Source organism: Belliella alkalica, from assembly GCF_022549785.1.
GTDB classification, from domain to species: Bacteria; Bacteroidota; Bacteroidia; order Cytophagales; family Cyclobacteriaceae; genus Belliella; species Belliella alkalica.
This window is the reverse complement of the sequence record NZ_JAKZGO010000013.1, coordinates 79,504-96,907: the sequence shown is the minus strand read 5'-3', so window position 1 is coordinate 96,907 and position 17,404 is coordinate 79,504. Positions and strand designations below refer to the sequence as shown.

The 17,404-nt window shown below is 37.1% G+C and carries 15 protein-coding genes; 4 read left to right on the top strand and 11 right to left on the bottom strand.

Annotation, left to right across the window (positions count from 1 at the left end; all coding sequences use genetic code 11):
* Positions 1–31: 31 nt before the first annotated feature.
* Positions 32–1,015: a GTP 3',8-cyclase MoaA gene (gene moaA, locus MM213_RS14960; RefSeq protein ID WP_241413545.1), complete on the bottom strand. Its 984-nt coding sequence runs from the start codon at positions 1,013–1,015 to the stop codon at positions 32–34.
* Positions 1,016–1,444: 429 nt separating this feature from the next.
* On the opposite strand from moaA, the gene MM213_RS14955 reads away from it, so the two are divergent.
* Complete coding sequence (locus MM213_RS14955) at positions 1,445–2,254, top strand: MOSC domain-containing protein (RefSeq protein WP_241413544.1); 810 nt, start codon at positions 1,445–1,447, stop codon at positions 2,252–2,254.
* A gap of 225 nt (positions 2,255–2,479) precedes the next feature.
* On the opposite strand, the gene MM213_RS14950 is transcribed toward MM213_RS14955, so the two are convergent.
* The 7 genes from MM213_RS14950 to truA all read right to left on the bottom strand — a co-directional run bounded on the left by MM213_RS14950 (position 2,480) and on the right by truA (position 9,981).
* Entirely contained in the window at positions 2,480–3,256 is a 777-nt protein-coding gene (locus MM213_RS14950) for a DUF6733 family protein (RefSeq protein WP_241413543.1), read from the bottom strand.
* Positions 3,257–4,072: 816 nt separating this feature from the next.
* Entirely contained in the window at positions 4,073–5,098 is a 1,026-nt protein-coding gene (hemE, locus tag MM213_RS14945; RefSeq protein WP_241413542.1) for a uroporphyrinogen decarboxylase, read from the bottom strand.
* A 377-nt stretch (positions 5,099–5,475) separates the two neighbouring features.
* On the bottom strand, positions 5,476–6,027 hold the full coding sequence (locus MM213_RS14940; protein WP_241413541.1) for a hypothetical protein: 552 nt from the start codon (positions 6,025–6,027) through the stop codon (positions 5,476–5,478).
* A gap of 102 nt (positions 6,028–6,129) precedes the next feature.
* Positions 6,130–6,642: a hypothetical protein gene (locus MM213_RS14935; RefSeq protein ID WP_241413539.1), complete on the bottom strand. Its 513-nt coding sequence runs from the start codon at positions 6,640–6,642 to the stop codon at positions 6,130–6,132.
* A gap of 1 nt (position 6,643) precedes the next feature.
* Positions 6,644–7,231, bottom strand: coding sequence for a hypothetical protein (locus MM213_RS14930; protein ID WP_241413538.1), 588 nt, complete (start codon positions 7,229–7,231; stop codon positions 6,644–6,646).
* Positions 7,232–7,411: 180 nt separating this feature from the next.
* The gene (locus MM213_RS14925) at positions 7,412–9,184 is read right to left on the bottom strand and encodes an ABC transporter ATP-binding protein (RefSeq protein ID WP_241413537.1); all 1,773 of its coding nucleotides are present in this window, start codon (positions 9,182–9,184) and stop codon (positions 7,412–7,414) included.
* A gap of 11 nt (positions 9,185–9,195) precedes the next feature.
* Positions 9,196–9,981: a tRNA pseudouridine(38-40) synthase TruA gene (gene truA, locus MM213_RS14920; RefSeq protein WP_241413536.1), complete on the bottom strand. Its 786-nt coding sequence runs from the start codon at positions 9,979–9,981 to the stop codon at positions 9,196–9,198.
* Between the two features lie 74 nt (positions 9,982–10,055).
* Between truA and MM213_RS14915 the strand changes: the two genes are divergently transcribed.
* Together MM213_RS14915 and MM213_RS14910 are read left to right on the top strand one after the other, a co-directional pair.
* A complete protein-coding gene (locus MM213_RS14915) occupies positions 10,056–10,535 on the top strand; it encodes a DUF4293 domain-containing protein (RefSeq protein ID WP_241413535.1) in 480 nt (159 codons plus the stop codon).
* A gap of 338 nt (positions 10,536–10,873) precedes the next feature.
* On the top strand, positions 10,874–11,974 hold the full coding sequence (locus tag MM213_RS14910; RefSeq protein WP_241413534.1) for a trans-sulfuration enzyme family protein: 1,101 nt from the start codon (positions 10,874–10,876) through the stop codon (positions 11,972–11,974).
* Between the two features lie 199 nt (positions 11,975–12,173).
* Here MM213_RS14910 and MM213_RS14905 read toward each other — a convergent pair whose 3' ends face one another.
* The 3 genes from MM213_RS14905 to MM213_RS14895 all read right to left on the bottom strand — a co-directional run bounded on the left by MM213_RS14905 (position 12,174) and on the right by MM213_RS14895 (position 16,030).
* The gene (locus MM213_RS14905) at positions 12,174–13,712 is read right to left on the bottom strand and encodes a YifB family Mg chelatase-like AAA ATPase (protein WP_241413532.1); all 1,539 of its coding nucleotides are present in this window, start codon (positions 13,710–13,712) and stop codon (positions 12,174–12,176) included.
* Positions 13,713–13,794: 82 nt separating this feature from the next.
* On the bottom strand, positions 13,795–14,160 hold the full coding sequence (locus tag MM213_RS14900) for a hypothetical protein (protein ID WP_241413530.1): 366 nt from the start codon (positions 14,158–14,160) through the stop codon (positions 13,795–13,797).
* Positions 14,161–14,197: 37 nt separating this feature from the next.
* Positions 14,198–16,030 carry an ABC transporter ATP-binding protein gene (locus MM213_RS14895; RefSeq protein ID WP_241413528.1) on the bottom strand — a complete coding sequence of 611 codons (1,833 nt, stop codon included), beginning with the start codon at positions 16,028–16,030 and terminating at the stop codon, positions 14,198–14,200.
* A 347-nt stretch (positions 16,031–16,377) separates the two neighbouring features.
* On the opposite strand from MM213_RS14895, the gene MM213_RS14890 reads away from it, so the two are divergent.
* Positions 16,378–17,388, top strand: a complete 1,011-nt coding sequence (locus tag MM213_RS14890) for a hypothetical protein (RefSeq protein ID WP_241413526.1) — start codon at positions 16,378–16,380, stop codon at positions 17,386–17,388.
* The last annotated feature ends 16 nt before the right edge of the window (positions 17,389–17,404 follow it).

Here is a 17,404-nt window from a genome sequence, read left to right as displayed (position 1 = left end):
TTCATTAATAGGATTTGATCTGCTAAATAATTTATCCACCTATACTAATCATGCTTCTATTTTTTAGATTCTCAATATTAATCTCAGACAAAGAATTGGACTTCATTTGTCCTCCCAATTTCTCTGCCTTTTGCCATACATTTTTGTGAATCAAAGATTTGATATCTTGACCAGACCTCAACGCAGTCAGCAGGTCCATTTCACCTTTTGAAAAGAGACAATTTTTCATTTTACCATCTGCCGTCAACCGCATCCTGTTGCATCCAGCACAAAAAGGGGCTGTCATGGTACTGATAATTGCAAAACTGCCCAGGTGTCCTTTAATTCCAAATGGCTCGCTTGTATCATGAAGTTCTTTCTCTTTTGGAAATATTTCATACTCAGAGGACACCATTTCAAGCAGATTTTTTTTCGACATTACGATATCTTTTTCCCATTTATTTCCCTCAAAAGGCATAAATTCTATAAACCTGACCTCAATCGATTCATCTTTAGTCAAAGCAATAAAGTCTAAGATCTCGTCATCATTGGTTCCCTTCATGACCACTATATTTAGCTTAACTTTCAATCCTGCTTCCAGAGCTAGACTGATGTTCTTATACACCAAATCAAACTTATCTCTTTTTGTCAATTTGATGAATTTGTCAGCTCTTAAGGTATCTAAACTAACATTGATACTTTTGACTCCTGCTGTTACAATCTGAGGAATGTATCTATGGAGCAATGTTGCATTGGTCGTCAAAGTAAGAGAAATTGGGAGCTTCGACAATCTCTTCAAAATATCATCAAAGTCAGACCTAGCCATTGGTTCCCCGCCAGTCAATCTGATTTTATCAACTCCAAGATCAACAAACACCTTAGCTATCTGCTCGATTTCTGAAGCCTGCATCAAATTATCCTTAGGCATAAAGGGGTAATCTTCATTAGGCATGCAATACTTGCAACGGAGATTACAAACATCAGTCAATGAAATTCTTAAATAATTATGTTTCCTTTGGAATTGATCAATGATCATATTTTATTGTTTTCAAACTTGAATAAGCTTCAAGTGGAATAGAATGTTTTATGGAGTTAATTTTTTTTCGGGTTGACAGAGTGTAAGTCGAATATAGATATTATTTACTTTGAATAAAATTATTCCAATGCAACCTTTTTCTTAAAATCTGTATCTTAGTAGTATGATTCGGGATAATTTGGCAAAACGTAGAAAAGAAAGAAAAAGATGGGCATTGGTCTTTCTCGTTTGCTTGGCCACTGTCTTATTTTTTTCTTACGAACCTTCAGAGCACAATTTCCTAAGCACACTAATAAATCCAATCGAATTTTTGAAAGTAGAACAGGAAAATCAATTTTATCAATTCATCACCAAATTCTTTTCATTTGAGATACCTGAAAAATTCAAAAGGTTGTATCTTGACTTTTGATTTCAATCAACTGTCACCAAATGCACTTAAAAGACATCTACATTTACCCTATCAAATCCTTGGGTGGGATAAGATTAACTGAAGCAATTTTAGAAGAAAAAGGGCTGCAATACGACCGAAGATGGATGCTGATAGACAAAGACGGAAAATTTTTGTCCCAAAGAACCATCCCGAAACTAGCTTTACTGCAAGTAAGCATCTCTAAAGACAAGCTGCAAATCACGCACAAAAAAGAACCAAATATCAGTATTTCCTTTCCATTAGATGCCAAAACTAACAAGTTGAAAAACGTCAGTATATGGGAGGATGTGGTAGAAGGGCAGGTTGTAGATGAACATGTCAGCGACTGGTTCAGCGAACAATTGTCCATGGCTTGCGAACTTGTAATCATGCCAGAAAGCACAAAGAGAAAGCTAAAGGAAAAATATGCTGTCAATGGAGAATCTGTCAGTTTTGCAGATGGGATGCCCTACCTTTTGATTGGGCAATCTTCATTGGACGACCTTAATAAAAAACTGGAACGCCCGGTGCCCATGGATCGGTTTAGACCAAACTTGGTATTTGAAGGAGGAGAAGCATTTGAAGAAGACAAATGGGATCAAATTCAAGTCGGAACCGCCCTATTCAAAATTACAAAACCTTGTGCCAGGTGTGTGATGGTGACCGTAGATCAAGAAAATGCGAATAAAAGCAAGGAACCTTTAAAAACCTTGGCAAGCTATCGGACTGTAGATGGCAAAGTTATGTTTGGTCAAAACATGCTGCTACTAAAAGGTGAAAAAATAGCTGTTGGGGATGAAGTGAAGGTGGCTAATGGAAGAAATAGTTAAAGTTTTATAAGAGTATCCGCAATTTTGCACCTTGGTTAAAATGTAACTATGTAAGTTGCGGATACTCGTAGGCAGACAACAGTTTACTGTCAACAGAACCACAAATCGTTCATCCGACATTGTATTGTTTGGCTACGTGCAAGAAAGCGGATACACATATACTTATATCAAAAAAGCCATCCGAAATCAATCGGATGGCTTATATTTTTTTTCCAACTTAAAGAGTTAGAAACTATATCCTACAGTCAACTTAAAGAAAGATGGTTGTCTGTAACCGCTTTTTGTCAATTGCGCATCGCTTCTCAAATCAGCACCTGATGTGAATCTTGCAAAAGCACCTCCATTTGGATCAGCAAACTGTACATATGGACCTAGAGCTACATAGAAATCGTAAGCTGCATCAGAAGGAGCATTATTTCCTCCTGTGTATCTCAATTGCTCTAAGTGTAATCCAGCAGAGAAAAACGGAGATAATTTGTAACCAGCATTAGCCCAGTAATGAAGATAATTGTTGGTTGAAGGATTTCCATGATCAAAGCCATGGTAGTATCCGATATAAATCTCACCTTCAGTTTTTGCTTTATCCAAACCAATAGTCAAGTTAGGCACTATACCTTCTCCTAGAACTGGAGTACCTAAACCTGATGTCAAGCTACCGCTTAGCAAACCAATCTGTGGATTGATATTGATTCCATCAGCTACGTCGAAATTCATACCAACACCAAACTCAGTCCAGTTACCCCAAGCACCACCACCAAGACCTGCATCATTGTTACCACCTGACCAGAGAATTCCATAAAATGTAAATGCGGTTTTTTCACTTAAACTATAAGAACCAGCAAAGAAAGGATAAAATCCAAAAAAGATATCAGAGTTCAAGGTAACATCCATGCTAAATCTGCTATCCTCTTCCTGAGCGAGTACTGGAGCTGATACCAATACCAAGCAAAGCGCAATCAATGCTGAAGCCTTTGCCAAAACTTTTGTAAATCTGTTTTTCATTTTTTTTTAATAGGTTATGTTAGAAATAGGTTTGAAAAATACCCTTATAAATCACTAAATATGTTCTATACTGATATTATGGTTTCAAATTTAACTATGATTTTATAAAAGACAACATTTATCAGTTTTTTTAATCAAAAAAATAACGATAACACAGAAAATTTACAGAAAGTATAAGAAAAACAGATGAAAATTACGTAGTAAATATTGAGTAGCCTTCAAAACCCAGTGATTTAAGATTAAAAATCAACCCTAAAAAACGTCTTCAACAAAAAAATTCATGAAAGTCATATAAAAACAGAACCCATTTTTGACATATTTCAACGAAAAACAAAAAAACCACTCCAGGTCTGGAGTGGTTTTTTTGTTTTTACCATTTATAACATACAATACCCCAAGATGACGCTACTACATCCTGAAATTATTTGATACGCTTTATAATCACAATCGCCATTTGAATTCGATCCGAATTAATTCGCCGAACTTATATTCACTCAGAAAGAGACATAACCATACCCATCTTCAATGTTCGACCCCTTTAGGGTTGTTGGGCAGAGATGTAATCTCTTTCTACCCCCCGGTTGCACCGAGGGCTACTCAAGGTTGAAGCCTTTTAGTCTTCTGCTACATCCTGAAATTACTTGACACTATTTATTATCACAATCGTCATTTGAACTCGGGCATAAATATTTCGCCGAAATTGTCTTCCGACAGTAAGAGGCTTATATCTATTTATATCGCGAAGCTTATATCATTATCTATCCTTATTAATCTCAAAACCTTATGTCTTACATCTAGGTTTTAGAATCTGAATAATTACCTATAACCTTTTACAGTCTCAATAAAGACTTTGACCATTTCTGGATCTATATCTGGATAGACACCATGGCCCAAATTGGCAATGTGTCTGCCACCTTTAAATTGGTCAAGCATCAATTTCGTAGCTGCCTCAACTTCTTTTGGTGTACCATAGAGTGCCGCAGGATCAAGATTTCCTTGAAGTGTTTTATGATCCCCGATCATTCTTCTTGATTCTGCAATCCCCATATTCCAATCCAACCCAATAGTCTCACAGTTCAACTTCCCCATCTGCTCCCTTGCAAAGAACGCTCCTTTGGCGAAAACCGTCTTTGGAACTTCATCTATTGCATCGCAAATCTGCGAAATATATTTCAGCGAAAATTCGTCATAATGGTTAGGCGGAAGGATACCTGCCCAGCTATCAAACAACTGAATCAGATTGACACCAGCAGCAATTTGGGCTTTGAGGTAATTGATCGTACTATCCGTGATCATTTGGAGCAATTGATGGGACAATTCAGGCTCCGTATAAAGCATAGCCCTTGCTTTTGAAAAAGTCTTACTTCCAGAACCTTCGATCATGTATGCGAATATTGTCCATGGAGCACCTGCAAAGCCTATCAATGGAACTCTTCCATTCAATGCTTTCTTGGTAATCTTGATAGCTTCAATGACATAGCTCAAATCATCAACCCCATCTGCAATCCTTAGTTTTGTCAAATCGGCTGCTGAACTAACGACATTTGGAAACCACGGCCCCCTTTTTTCTACCATTTCATAAGGCAAACCCATTGCTTCAGGAATCACCAAAATATCTGAAAAAATAATTGCGGCATCCACACCGAGAAGATCAACAGGCTGAATCGTAACTTCAGCAGCCAGCTCGGGAGTTTGCGCTAACTCAATAAATCCGCTGACGCTATTTCTGACAGCTCTATATTCAGGAAGTATTCTGCCCGCTTGTCTCATTAGCCACACGGGAGTTCTTTCAACAGTTTCGCCTTTTGCGGCTCTTATTAGTAAGTCGTTTTTCAATTGCATGATGCAAAGATAAGAGTAGGAAATTTTATTTCGTGATATACGAGGATAAATTCAAAATGGACTCTAAGAAATATGATTTTCGGAGACGACACTCGCATATGGATTTTCTTGTTTATTATGCGGATAAGCGTTAAAAGTTGTAAGGCAATTAGTTATCAGTATATCAATTGATTTGAAAACGTATACGGATATGGTTTGATAACTTCATTGCTAGCAAATAAGCACATAATTTTTTAAGTAAAATAAAATTTAATCAGTAAACAAAAAAGGAGAAGCTAACCTCTCCTTTTTTGAAATAGATCCTAGATCTAATCACTTTATAGAAGACTGTTCTTAAACAATTAATTATTGTTTCTACAACAATCCTTATTTTAAAACTAATCTCTCGGATTGAGTTTTACAACATCAGTTTCTGATTTACCCATCAACTCCATAACAGCATCATAATTTGTCAAATCTAACCTAGCATTTTCAGATACCAAAACGGCTGGAAAAATGACCACCCTAAAGACTTGATTTCTAGTAAATTCGTTGGTAAGTAAACCTAGATTAAACGTACCATCAACAAAGAACCTTACCAAAGAACGGGTAAACTCATAATTATACGTGAAAATCCCTTCGGAAAATTCGTAATTCGTCTGCGGCAGTGCCCTCCACAAATCTTCCCCATCTATCTCAGCCCAAAGCAAGAATACCAAGATTTTATCACCTGTCTCTATTGGTGGGTTTATTGTATAAAAATCAGATGAAAAATTATTTGCTGAAGTAAAATTCACTCCCCCAATCTCCAAAACTTCACCGATAATATTTGTTCCATCTAACCCATCTCGGCCATCTCGGCCGTCAAAACCTGGAGGTCCCGGAGGTCCTTCACATGCAAAAAAGGCTAGCAAGCCTATCATCAATACTCCTTTAAGTAAATTTTTCATATGGGAATGATTTTTAGTAAATATTAATTTATTGACGTAAATGTTTTGCGTATAGTTGCTCCACCTAGTCCATAATTTGTCAGAACACCAAAACTGTACCAATTATTTTTCTATAATCCCTATCACGTGAACCTCTTCTGACGAAAGAATTTTATCTATAAAAACTGTTGGAGAAAGCTCACCTGCTTGGTTAGCAAAATCTACTATCTGTTTTTTGACTTTACTTGGACCTGGCATCACAAATCTATGAGCATTAATTTTTGCCAAGACACCCTTCTCTCCATGAAACTCCCTTTCTTCAAAATCAGGAATTTTCGTATCAATATCCACCCCAACAAAAACTTCCATTGTATCCAACTTTCCTGCAGGCTCGACATAGTAAATTGTATAAAGAGGCAAATTTGAATCTTTGGCTATTCTGCTTACTTTTTCAAATGCATTAACCAATCCCTCATCTTGAGGTGTTCCTTTATAATAAACCCCATTGATTTTCAAATCTACGGGTGACAACATTTCCAATTCTATTTCATTGAAACCACCCAATTGGCTGAAAACAAAAAGACCTACCAACACTAGAATTACTGCGAAAACAACTCCGATTATCCACTTTTTCATCTTAGAACAAATACCTAATCCCCAATGCTCCTTGAAGCTTAATGTGACCAAATCTATCCAAAAGCTCAACAAACAACCCAATCTCTGCAAATACACTGATAGGCAAATCATCGAAATAATATTCCCCTCCACCAAAAATCTCTGGACCAAAGTCAATATTTCTTCTTGAATCTCTCAGAATAGGTCCTTGAGGAAACGAGGAGGAATCAGTGTAACTATAATCGACTCTAGTACTTCTTAATTGGATACCTGCTCCAGCGTAAGCCAAAAAATAACCTATGTCAATACCCAAATCATCGGTAATATCTTCGTGATATGCGCCTCTCACATTGAATGCATAGGATGCACCTGTGCTTTGTCCCGCATAAAATGCATTTGAACTTGGCCTATTTCTATCAAAGGCTCTTTGATAATATTGATTGCTATTTATCCCTGCTCTTCCAAACATTGCCTCAACAGCTATATTGTCGTCAATGAATTTCTTAAAAGTGATTGACAATGGCTCTCCTAGCCTCAATCCAACTCCATCTTCTTGGGCATTTACAAAAATTGGTGCAAACAATAAGGCTAAAATCAGTAACTTTTTCACGTTTTTTATTTTTATTTGGTTTAGTAATTGAATTTCTAACGGAAGCATACAATATGCTGTTGCTTTCAATTTTGATTTTTAAAATTGTACAAAGTACTATGTACCAAGTACCAAGGCACAGTAATCAAAAGCCACTTGTGTGTAAGCCAATTTTTCAATATTTGAATCTTTCAATCCCTTTTAAATTGCGAGAGACTTCATCTGCATTTTGTGCAAATTGGCGTAATAACCTTCCAGTTCGAGTAAAGATTCATGAGTTCCCACTTCTTTGATTTCACCTTGGTGCAATACGATAATTTTATCTGCTCTCTGAATAGTTGACAACCTATGCGCTATGACGATAGATGTCCTTCCTGTCATCATCTTGTCTATTGCTTTTTGGATCAACAATTCCGTTTCCGTATCCACTGAAGAAGTTGCTTCGTCCAAGATGATGATCTCAGGATTGTAGACCATCGCTCTTACAAAAGATATCAATTGCCTTTGTCCTACAGACAAAGTCGCACCTCTTTCCATTACATTGTAGTCCAAACCACCAGGTAGTCGCTCGATAAATTTCTTTGCCCCTACTAATTTGGCTGCATGCATTACCTCTTCCCTGCTTATATCTGGATTCCCTAAAGTGATATTATAATAAATCGTATCTGAAAACAAAAACACATCTTGTAATACCACACCAATATGCTTCCTCAAAGTACCAAGCTCAAATTCCTTAATATCTGTCCCATCAATTTGGATTGAGCCTTTGTTGATTTCATAAAACCTACTGATCAGATTAATAATGGAAGATTTCCCTGCACCTGTCGCTCCTACCAAAGCTACTGTCTCTCCATGGTTCACCTCAAAATTGATGTTCTTTAAGACATATTCTTCATCATTGTAAGCAAACCATACATCTTTAAGCTTGATAATTCCTTTTATTTTGTCTGGTTTGAACGATCCTTCATTTGCAATATTTTCATCACTGTCCAATAACTTAAAAATCCTAGATGAACTTACTACACCCATCTGAAGGGTATTAAATCTATCCGCAATCATCCTGATCGGTCTAAAAAACAGCTGAAGGTACATGATAAATGAAATCAACACACCTACTTGTATTTCAAGGTCAAACACTCCAGTAGCCCCATACCATACTACTAAACCTATTCCAAAAGCCTGAATTATTTCCGCCACAGGAAAATAAATTGAATAATACAATACAGACCTCACATGTGCTTTTTTATGATCTTTATTGATTGCCTTGAATTTATCATATTCTCTTTTTTCCCTGTTGAAAATCTGCACGATGTTCATCCCTGTGATATGCTCTTGGAGAAATGAATTGAGGTTCGATACAGCATTCCTAACATCGTTGAAGGCAACTTTTATTTTTTCCTTAAAAACATAGGTTGAAATAATCAAAAATGGCAAAGTACATAAACTGACCAGTGTCAACTTCCAGTCAATGTAAAACATCACACCCAAAATCGTAACCAATTGAAGTAAATCTCCCACAATAGCAGCCAAACCCTCACTAAACACATCCGCCAATGTCTCTATATCTGACACATTCCTTGTAACTAACCTTCCTATTGGCGTATTGTCAAAAAACTTAAGCCTCATTTTCAATAAATGTCTGTAAAGCTTGATTCTAATATCCCGAATGATCACCTGCCCTATCCAGCCCGAAAGGTATGTGTGCACAAACTGTACAAAAGCTTGAAGTACCATCAACCCTACCAGAAGGTATATGATCTGAACCAAGCCTGCTTTGTCACCTAGAGCAACATAATCATCGATTGCGATCTGAATAAAATATGGTCTAGTAGGTGCTAAAACTGCCAAAGCTAAAGTCAAAAAAATCAAAAGATAAAACTTACCTCGATAAGGTTGAATAAACTCATAGAGCTTCTTCAAGACTTTGGTGTCGAGGATTTCACCACTTTTTACATTTTCTTGTTCTAAACTCAAGTTGAAATTATTTAAATGAAAATACGCTCAGGATAAGTAACCTTGCATAAATACAAGCCTTTTGCCGGGGCAGAAGAGCCCGCTTGGTTTCTGTCTTTACTATCCAAAATGTTCTGAAAATCTACTTTTGACAGCTTATTTTCACCTACATCAGTCAATGTCCCTACAATTGCCCTCACCATTCCCCTCAAAAACCTATTGGCAGTTATATGAAATAACAATTCCTGTCCATTTTGTTCCCAAAAGGCTTCTTTTATTTTACAGCCAAAATGCTTCACATCGGTTTTGACCTTACTAAAACACTCAAAATCATAATGAGGCACAAGCAATGCTGCAGCTTCATTCATTTTCACAAAATCCAAGGGCCGAAAATAATGCCATGACAACTCATCTTCAAATGGCGTTTTCCTTTGGGTGATTTTATATACGTAACTCCTCCACTGCGCATCAAACCTACTATGTGCCTCTGGCAACACTTTTTTCAAGGAATAAATAGCTATATCACGTGGAAGTAATGAATTTATTTTCTTGAGAAAATCAAATTCATCCAAATCACCTTCAAAATCGAAATGAGCAAACTGTTGGGATGCATGGACACCTGTATCGGTTCTGCCAGATCCCACAATAGATAATGGCGTTCTCAGCAAAATCGAAATTGCTTTGTCAATTGTTTCCTGAACAGAAACTGCATTATTCTGAAATTGCCATCCGTGGTAATTTGTGCCTTTGTAGGCTATCTCAATAAAGTATCTTTTCGCATTTATAGTCACGCCCGCAAAGATACTAAACCCATTCAAAATTAAACACCAAAATAACTAATCCTTGCGATTCATTAAATTACATCTTTTCTTTGTTAAAATTTATACAAAAAATGATACAAAGAATCCAAACCGTATTTCTATTCTTAGTGGCAGTAGCCATGATCTTGGTGGTGCTTTTCCCTATTTGGCAACAAGTCAACCCTGATCAAACAATGATGCTCACCCTTACTGCTTGGAACTTAGAGAAAATCGACATCCAAACCCAACAAGTCATTGAATCAGAAGGGAAATTTTTTATCGGAATATTGGCAATCATTGCTGCTGGACTAGCTCTTTTCAGCCTTAGCCAATACAAAAACAGGACTCGACAGATGTTTTTGAACATGATCAATTCCTTGGTGATGGTCGTCACTTTGGCATTGATAATTTGGACTAGCCATCAAGCAAACGCAGATTTCAGACCGGAAGTCAACGGAGCTTTTGTGTTGGGTTTCTGGGCGATTTTTGGAGGCATGATCATGAATTTACTTTCTAATAGATTTATCAGAAAAGACGAAATGCTCGTAAGGTCAGTTGACAGAATCAGGTAATGCAACTAGTAGGTTCTGATACTTTAAAGTTTTTTTGGGTATCGTATTAGAATGTCAGAACTAATGAAAGCCCACAGGCTTGATTATAAATTTAATAGATCCTTGATGGGAAATCTAGAGTTTTTAGATTTCCCATCAGCTTACAAATTTGCCACCTCCAGAAAATAGTTGATACTTTTTTTATACTTAACCTCTGGTTTTATAGGCAAGTCATCTGTGTCTCCCATCTCTAGCTTCTCGTTTCTACGTCTCACTTTTCGAATCTTTATTGTCTGCTGCTACATTTTATTTATCTTTATTTTTAATTGACAGTTACAGATCATCCACAACTCCTTTTTATGAAATTTGAAACAATCGCAATACACGCAGGGACCAAAATAACAGACACACACAGACCTGCCGTACAACCAATCACACTAGCCACTACATTTGAGCATCATGAGGATTCTGTAATCTATTCGAGATCGTCCAACCCAAACAGGAACGCACTTGAAAATGTCTTAGCAAAATTGGAGCATGGAGAAGTCGCTGCTGCTTTCTCTTCAGGAAATGCCGCGGGGATGTCTGTCTTCCAGGCTTTAGAACCTGGTTCGCACATAGTTGCACCGGACGATATGTACCATGGCTTGAGAAATCAGTTGTTAGGGATTTTTGCTGGTATATTGGATGTGGATTTTGTGGACATGACCAATCCACAAAATGTCAAGAATGCCGTTAAAAAAGAAACAAAGCTAATATGGGTGGAAACCCCTTCGAATCCCTTATTAAAAATATCAGATATCAAATCTATCTGCGAAATAGCCAAAGAAAAAAACATCACCGTTGTTTGTGACAACACTTTTGCCACCCCTGCATTTCAAAACCCGATTTTATTGGGGGCAGATATCGTCATGCACAGCACCACAAAGTATCTTGGCGGACATAGTGACATCATGGGTGGTGCGCTTGTTGGGAAAACTCAAAATGAATTTTGGGATAAAATCAGGAATGTACAAATTTCTGGAGGAGCAGTACCCTCTCCTTTTGACTGCTATATGCTTACAAGAAGTATCAAAACACTTCCATATAGGATGAAAGGCCACGCAGAACATGCTGGAATCATTGCTACTTACCTCGAAAATCATCCCAATGTCGAAAAAGTATATTATCCTGGACTGAAAGGACATGACGGATTTTCAATTGCCAAAGGTCAGATGACTGGGTTTGGAGGAATGCTTTCTTTTTTAGTCAAGGGTGATGCTGTAAAAGCAGATAGAGTAATCTCACGGCTTCAGTTTTTCACAAACGCAACAAGCCTAGGAGGTGTTGAAAGCCTAATTGAAAGAAGAGCAGCCTCTGAAGGTGCTGATACAAAAACCCCTCAAAATCTTATCAGAGTATCGGTCGGACTCGAACATTTAGATGATCTTTTGGATGACCTTAATGTCGCTTTAGAATAAAAAAAGGCTGTCAGCCAGGACAGCCTTTAAAAATTAAATTATAAGGCCTAAGTGAAACCTTATTTATCAGGTGATGGAAACAACTTTAACTTTTTTGTTTAAGTAAAAATATCGAAAGTAATTTTTATAAACAAAAGTATTTACCAAGTTAGACCCAAATTCAAAGATATTTCATAATTAATAATAGGAATATTAATATTTAACCCGCCCAACCCTCTCTATCTAGGCTTCTATATTGTATAGCTTCTGCGAGATGTTCAACTTTGATTTCATCACATAGTGCCAAATCAGCGATTGTCCTTGCGACTTTCAATATTCGATCATAGGCTCTTGCTGACAGCCCTAATCTTTCCATAGCAGTCTTCAAAAGCGCTTTACCTGCTTCTGATATCTGACAGACTTCCTTCACCAAATGTGAGGGCATCATAGCATTACAATAAATTTCTGGAGTTTGAGCAAAACGAATCACTTGCTTCTCCCTTCCTTTAATGACTCTTTCTCGAATTGATTTGCTTGATTCAGCCTTTCTTGTCGATGTCATTTCGTCAAATTTCACAGGAGTAACCTCCACATGCAAATCTATTCTATCTAGTAAAGGGCCACTTATTTTATTCAAATATCTCTGAACAATCCCTGGACCACAGACACATTCCTTTTCAGGGTGATTGTAATAACCACACGGACAAGGATTCATACTTGCTATCAGCATAAAATTTGCCGGATAATCCACAGACACCTTTGCTCTCGAAATAGTAACTTTCCTTTCTTCCAAAGGCTGCCTCATCACTTCCAAAACTGTCCTTTTGAATTCTGGTAACTCATCCAAAAACAGAACACCATTATGTGAAAGGGAAATTTCACCTGGTTGAGGATTCCCTCCACCTCCAACTAGCGCTACATCAGAAATGGTATGATGTGGTGATCGAAATGGCCTTTGGGAAATCAAGGATGCGTTTCTACCTAACTTTCCTGCAACAGAATGGATCTTTGTAGTTTCTAAAGCCTCCTGCAATGAAAGTGGCGGCAATATAGAAGGCAAACGCTTAGCTAACATTGTTTTACCAGCACCTGGCGGGCCTATCATGATTACGTTGTGCCCCCCAGTCGCAGCGATCTCCATCGCCCTTTTGATGTTTTCTTGACCTTGTACATCGGTAAAATCAAATTCATAATGTTCCAATGAATTATAAAAAATATCTCTAGTATCAGTCACTAATGGCTCTATGGGCAATTCACCTTCAAGAAATTTGATGGCTTCTTCTACAGAATCTACTCCAATGATATCCAAACTATTTACTATAGAGGCTTCAGCAGCATTTTCTTTTGGCAAGATAAACCCTTTAAACCCTTGCTTTCGAGCTTCAATTGCTATTGGTAAAACTCCCTTCACAGGCCTGAGCTTTCCATCTAAAGCCAGCTCTCCCATAATCACATACTGCTCAAGCTCAGGGAAAACCACTTGCTCTGAAGCTTTCAGAATCCCCATTGCTATGGGCAAATCATAGGATGATCCTTCTTTTCGGATATCGGCCGGTGCCAAATTGATGACTACTTTTTGTCGAGGCATTCTATATCCAAAGTATTTCAATGCTGACTCTACCCTTTGCTGACTTTCTTTCACAGCACTATCGGGTAAACCCACCATAAAAAAACTTGTTCCTTGTCCTACATTTACTTCTATGGTGATAAGCTTTGCAGCTACACCTGATACAGCACTACCAAAAGTTTTTGCTACCATAATTCAAACATGACTTCATCAAAAAAGGAAACCTAAAAGATTTCCTAATATAATTAAAAACAGCTGCAATTCAATCAAACGTTTACTTAAAATTCTGCCTTGGCCTGATTCCAGAATTTTCTCTTTCTTCCTCAGCATGCTCTATCTTTTTCTCCAAATTCTTTAACTTCACACCTTGTTCTAGGTCATAAAGCTTAGCTTTTAATTCATTTTTCTCAAGTTCCTTTTTCGCTAGATCTCTCTCAACTCCTTTCACCACCATGGAAGATGTACCCCAAGTCGCTAAAAACAGGATCAAACCAATTAATAAAAATGTCACAACAGTACCTGAATGTAGCTCAGTAACCCCAAACAAGCCTTTGGTGCTTTCAAAGGCCAAGAAATAAACAAGACTAATTGCAAAAAACAGTGCAAGTAGCAACTGCATGATGTTATTAAATTTTTTCATAAATATCTTTTTTTTTCAGATTCCGACTTTAAATATACTAAACAGACTGCATTGTGGAAAGTTTCTTGTAAATACCTTCTTCCAACATCAACGCTTGATGTGTTCCTCTCTGTACAATTTCGCCTCTTTCAATTACCAATATCTCATCTGCATGCTGAATAGTGCTCAATCGATGCGCTATCACCAAAGTCGTCCTATTGGACATAAGTTTTGTCAATGCTTCCTGTACCAACAGTTCCGATTCCGAATCCAAAGCTGATGTAGCTTCATCTAGTATCAAAATCGGAGGGTTTTTCAATACCGCTCGCGCAATACTTAACCTTTGTCTTTGACCTCCTGATAGTTTCGATCCTCTTTCTCCAATCGAAGTGTAGTAACCATTTTCCAAATGAACAATAAACTCATGGGCATTGGCAATCTTGGCTGCTTCTATTACTTTTTCCTCCGATACTCCCTCAAGACCAAAAGCAATGTTATTAAATACGGTATCATTAAACAAAATAGATTCTTGTGTAACGATTCCCATCAAAGATCTCAAATTGGTCAATTCGATTTCCTTCAAATCAATTCCATCAATAGTCACTTTTCCTTTGGTAGGATCATAAAATCTTGGGACAAGATCTGCAATTGTAGATTTACCGCCTCCAGAAGGCCCTACCAATGCGATAGTTTTCCCCTTCTGCAACTTGAAATTAATCTCTTTTAGAACATCTTCTTTTTCATATCCAAAGAAAACATCCTTGAATAAAACTTCTTTTTCGAAAGCGTTTATTTCTTTCGGGTGAGCGACATTCTGTATCTGACTTTTTGTATCAACCACTTTGAAAATCCGCTCTGCAGATGCTAATCCCCTTTGGATAACACTCGCCGCCCTAGATATTTCTTTGGCTGGATTCAAAACTTGTGTAAAAATGATGATGTATGTAATAAAATCACTCGCACTCAGGTCTGAATTGTTATTCAACACCAAGGCTCCACCATAAACCAAAATCCCAGCGACAACAGAAACTCCCATAAACTGGGAAATTGGAGAAGCAAGCTCGTTCTTTTTTGCCATTGACACATTTACATCAGAGTAATAATCTGTCTCTTGGTCAAATTTATCTGTAATATATTTTCTTGCTCCAAAAGCTTTGATTACACGCATCCCACCTATCGTCTCATCCAAAATATTGACAATTCTCCCCAAAGACTCTTGGCTTTCTATTGCCTTCTTTTTAAGCCTTTTGGTAATTCCTCCGATAATTGCCCCAGAAATTGGGATCACCAATATAGTGAAGAGGGTTAGTTTGACAGACATAAAAAACAATACGGAAAAATATAAAATAATCGTCGCAGGCTCTCTAAACACTACCCTAAGTGACTGAACTACACTATTTTCCACCTCCTGAATGTCATTTGTCATCTTTGACATCAAGTCACCTTTTCTCTCATTTGAAAAATATCCAATATGCATTTTGGTTACTTTTTGAAAAATATCCATCCTCATTTTTTTGATCACCTCAGCTCTTACTTTCGCCAAAACTACTCCAGAAAGGTAAGTGAAGAGGTTTGCCAAAAATACCGAAATCACGATAATTATACAGACGTAGACTAGAGTCCCAAATTTGCCATATTGTTCAGACACTTGAAGAAAATAATAATTGAACAAATGCAAAAAGTAATCTATGGTTAAAGAAAACTCTGGCTTTTCAAAGTATTTTGAAACATCGACTGGCCCATTTTGCTCGAAAATGACATCAAAAAGAGGCTTGAGCAATGTGAAATTCAAAAGTCCAAAAATGATTGCCAGGAGCGTATATACTACATAAATGGGTATAAACCTCCTAAATGGTCGGGCGTAGGAAAGTATTCTAAAATAAGTATTCATGCAAGCGAATGGGATTTCAAGGTCGCAAGTTAATTAATTTTGTATACTCTTTGGGTGTATTGTAGTTTCTTGATTTCCAACAGCAGTATTCTCCAACAAAAATCCAAGTGAATGAAAAGACTATTTCATATAAATTTCCATCTGTGAAAATTCCATCTAGTCAAAAAAACTGATAGGATTACAATTTATATTTTGCCTTCATTTCGAAAAAGGCAAATGTATTTATATCAAAGAAAATTCTAACAGGGCTTACCCTCTTCATTAGTTTATTAATTGAAAGTAATTTTATCTATCCATAACTACTATTCTATATGGATAAAGTGTAATTTTGGATAAGTTTTTAATAGATGAAAATTTTGATCAATTACATCATCCGCAATTTCATATTGTTGTCCTTTCTCGCTTCTGTGTTCTTTTCTTGCAAAGATCCTGTGCCACATGATGTGGATTTTTACTACTGGAAAAGTGAGTTCAAAATAGAAAAGTCCGAAAAAGAAACTTTTGGATCACTCAACTCCAAAAAACTATACGTCAGACTGTTTGATGTTGACAAGGAAGGGAGTAGTCCAAACCCGAAGGGCGTTATAGATTCATTCCGTACAGATGCACTTGATGCGGAGTACATCCCTGTAGTATTTATAACCAACCGCGTATTTTCAGGTCTAACTGAAGTAGAAAACCAACAATTAGCTAAGGATGTTTGGTCTCTTATCAACAAGCTGATTTCTACCAATAGCCAAGCTCAATTCCGAGAAATTCAAATTGATTGCGACTGGACTTCAAGTACAAAAGATTCCTTTTTCTCATTTCTTAGTACCTTAAAAACAGTCTCCCAAAAGGAAGTTACCAGTACATTGCGACTTCATCAGGTCAAGTATAAGGAATCAACGGGCGTTCCTCCTGTGGATAAAGTGTACCTAATGGCTTATGCGACCTCAGACCCAATAGAAGATTCTGATTTAAACTCCATATTAGATATTGAGCTTCTTAAAGACTATTTGCAAACCATCAACGAATATCCACTAAAATTTGACATTGCTTTGCCCTTGTACTCGTGGGGAATAATTAGCAATCATCTTGGGAAAAAGAAGCTGATCAATGGCGTTAGTCATGAACATTTGGAAAGTCATGAGTATTTGAAATTGAACGCTAATACTTATGAGGTGCTCGAAGATGTGTTTTTACGCGGAATTTGGTTGAATAAAGGATTTCTAATTAAAGTAGAAACCATCACCCCAGAATTACTAAAGGAAACCAAAAACTATCTATCAAATAAAATCAACCATCCTTATCACATAGTGTACTATCATCTTGACAGTATATTCACCCAGAGATTTTCCATGGATGACTTAAAGTAATTGGCATTTGATCATA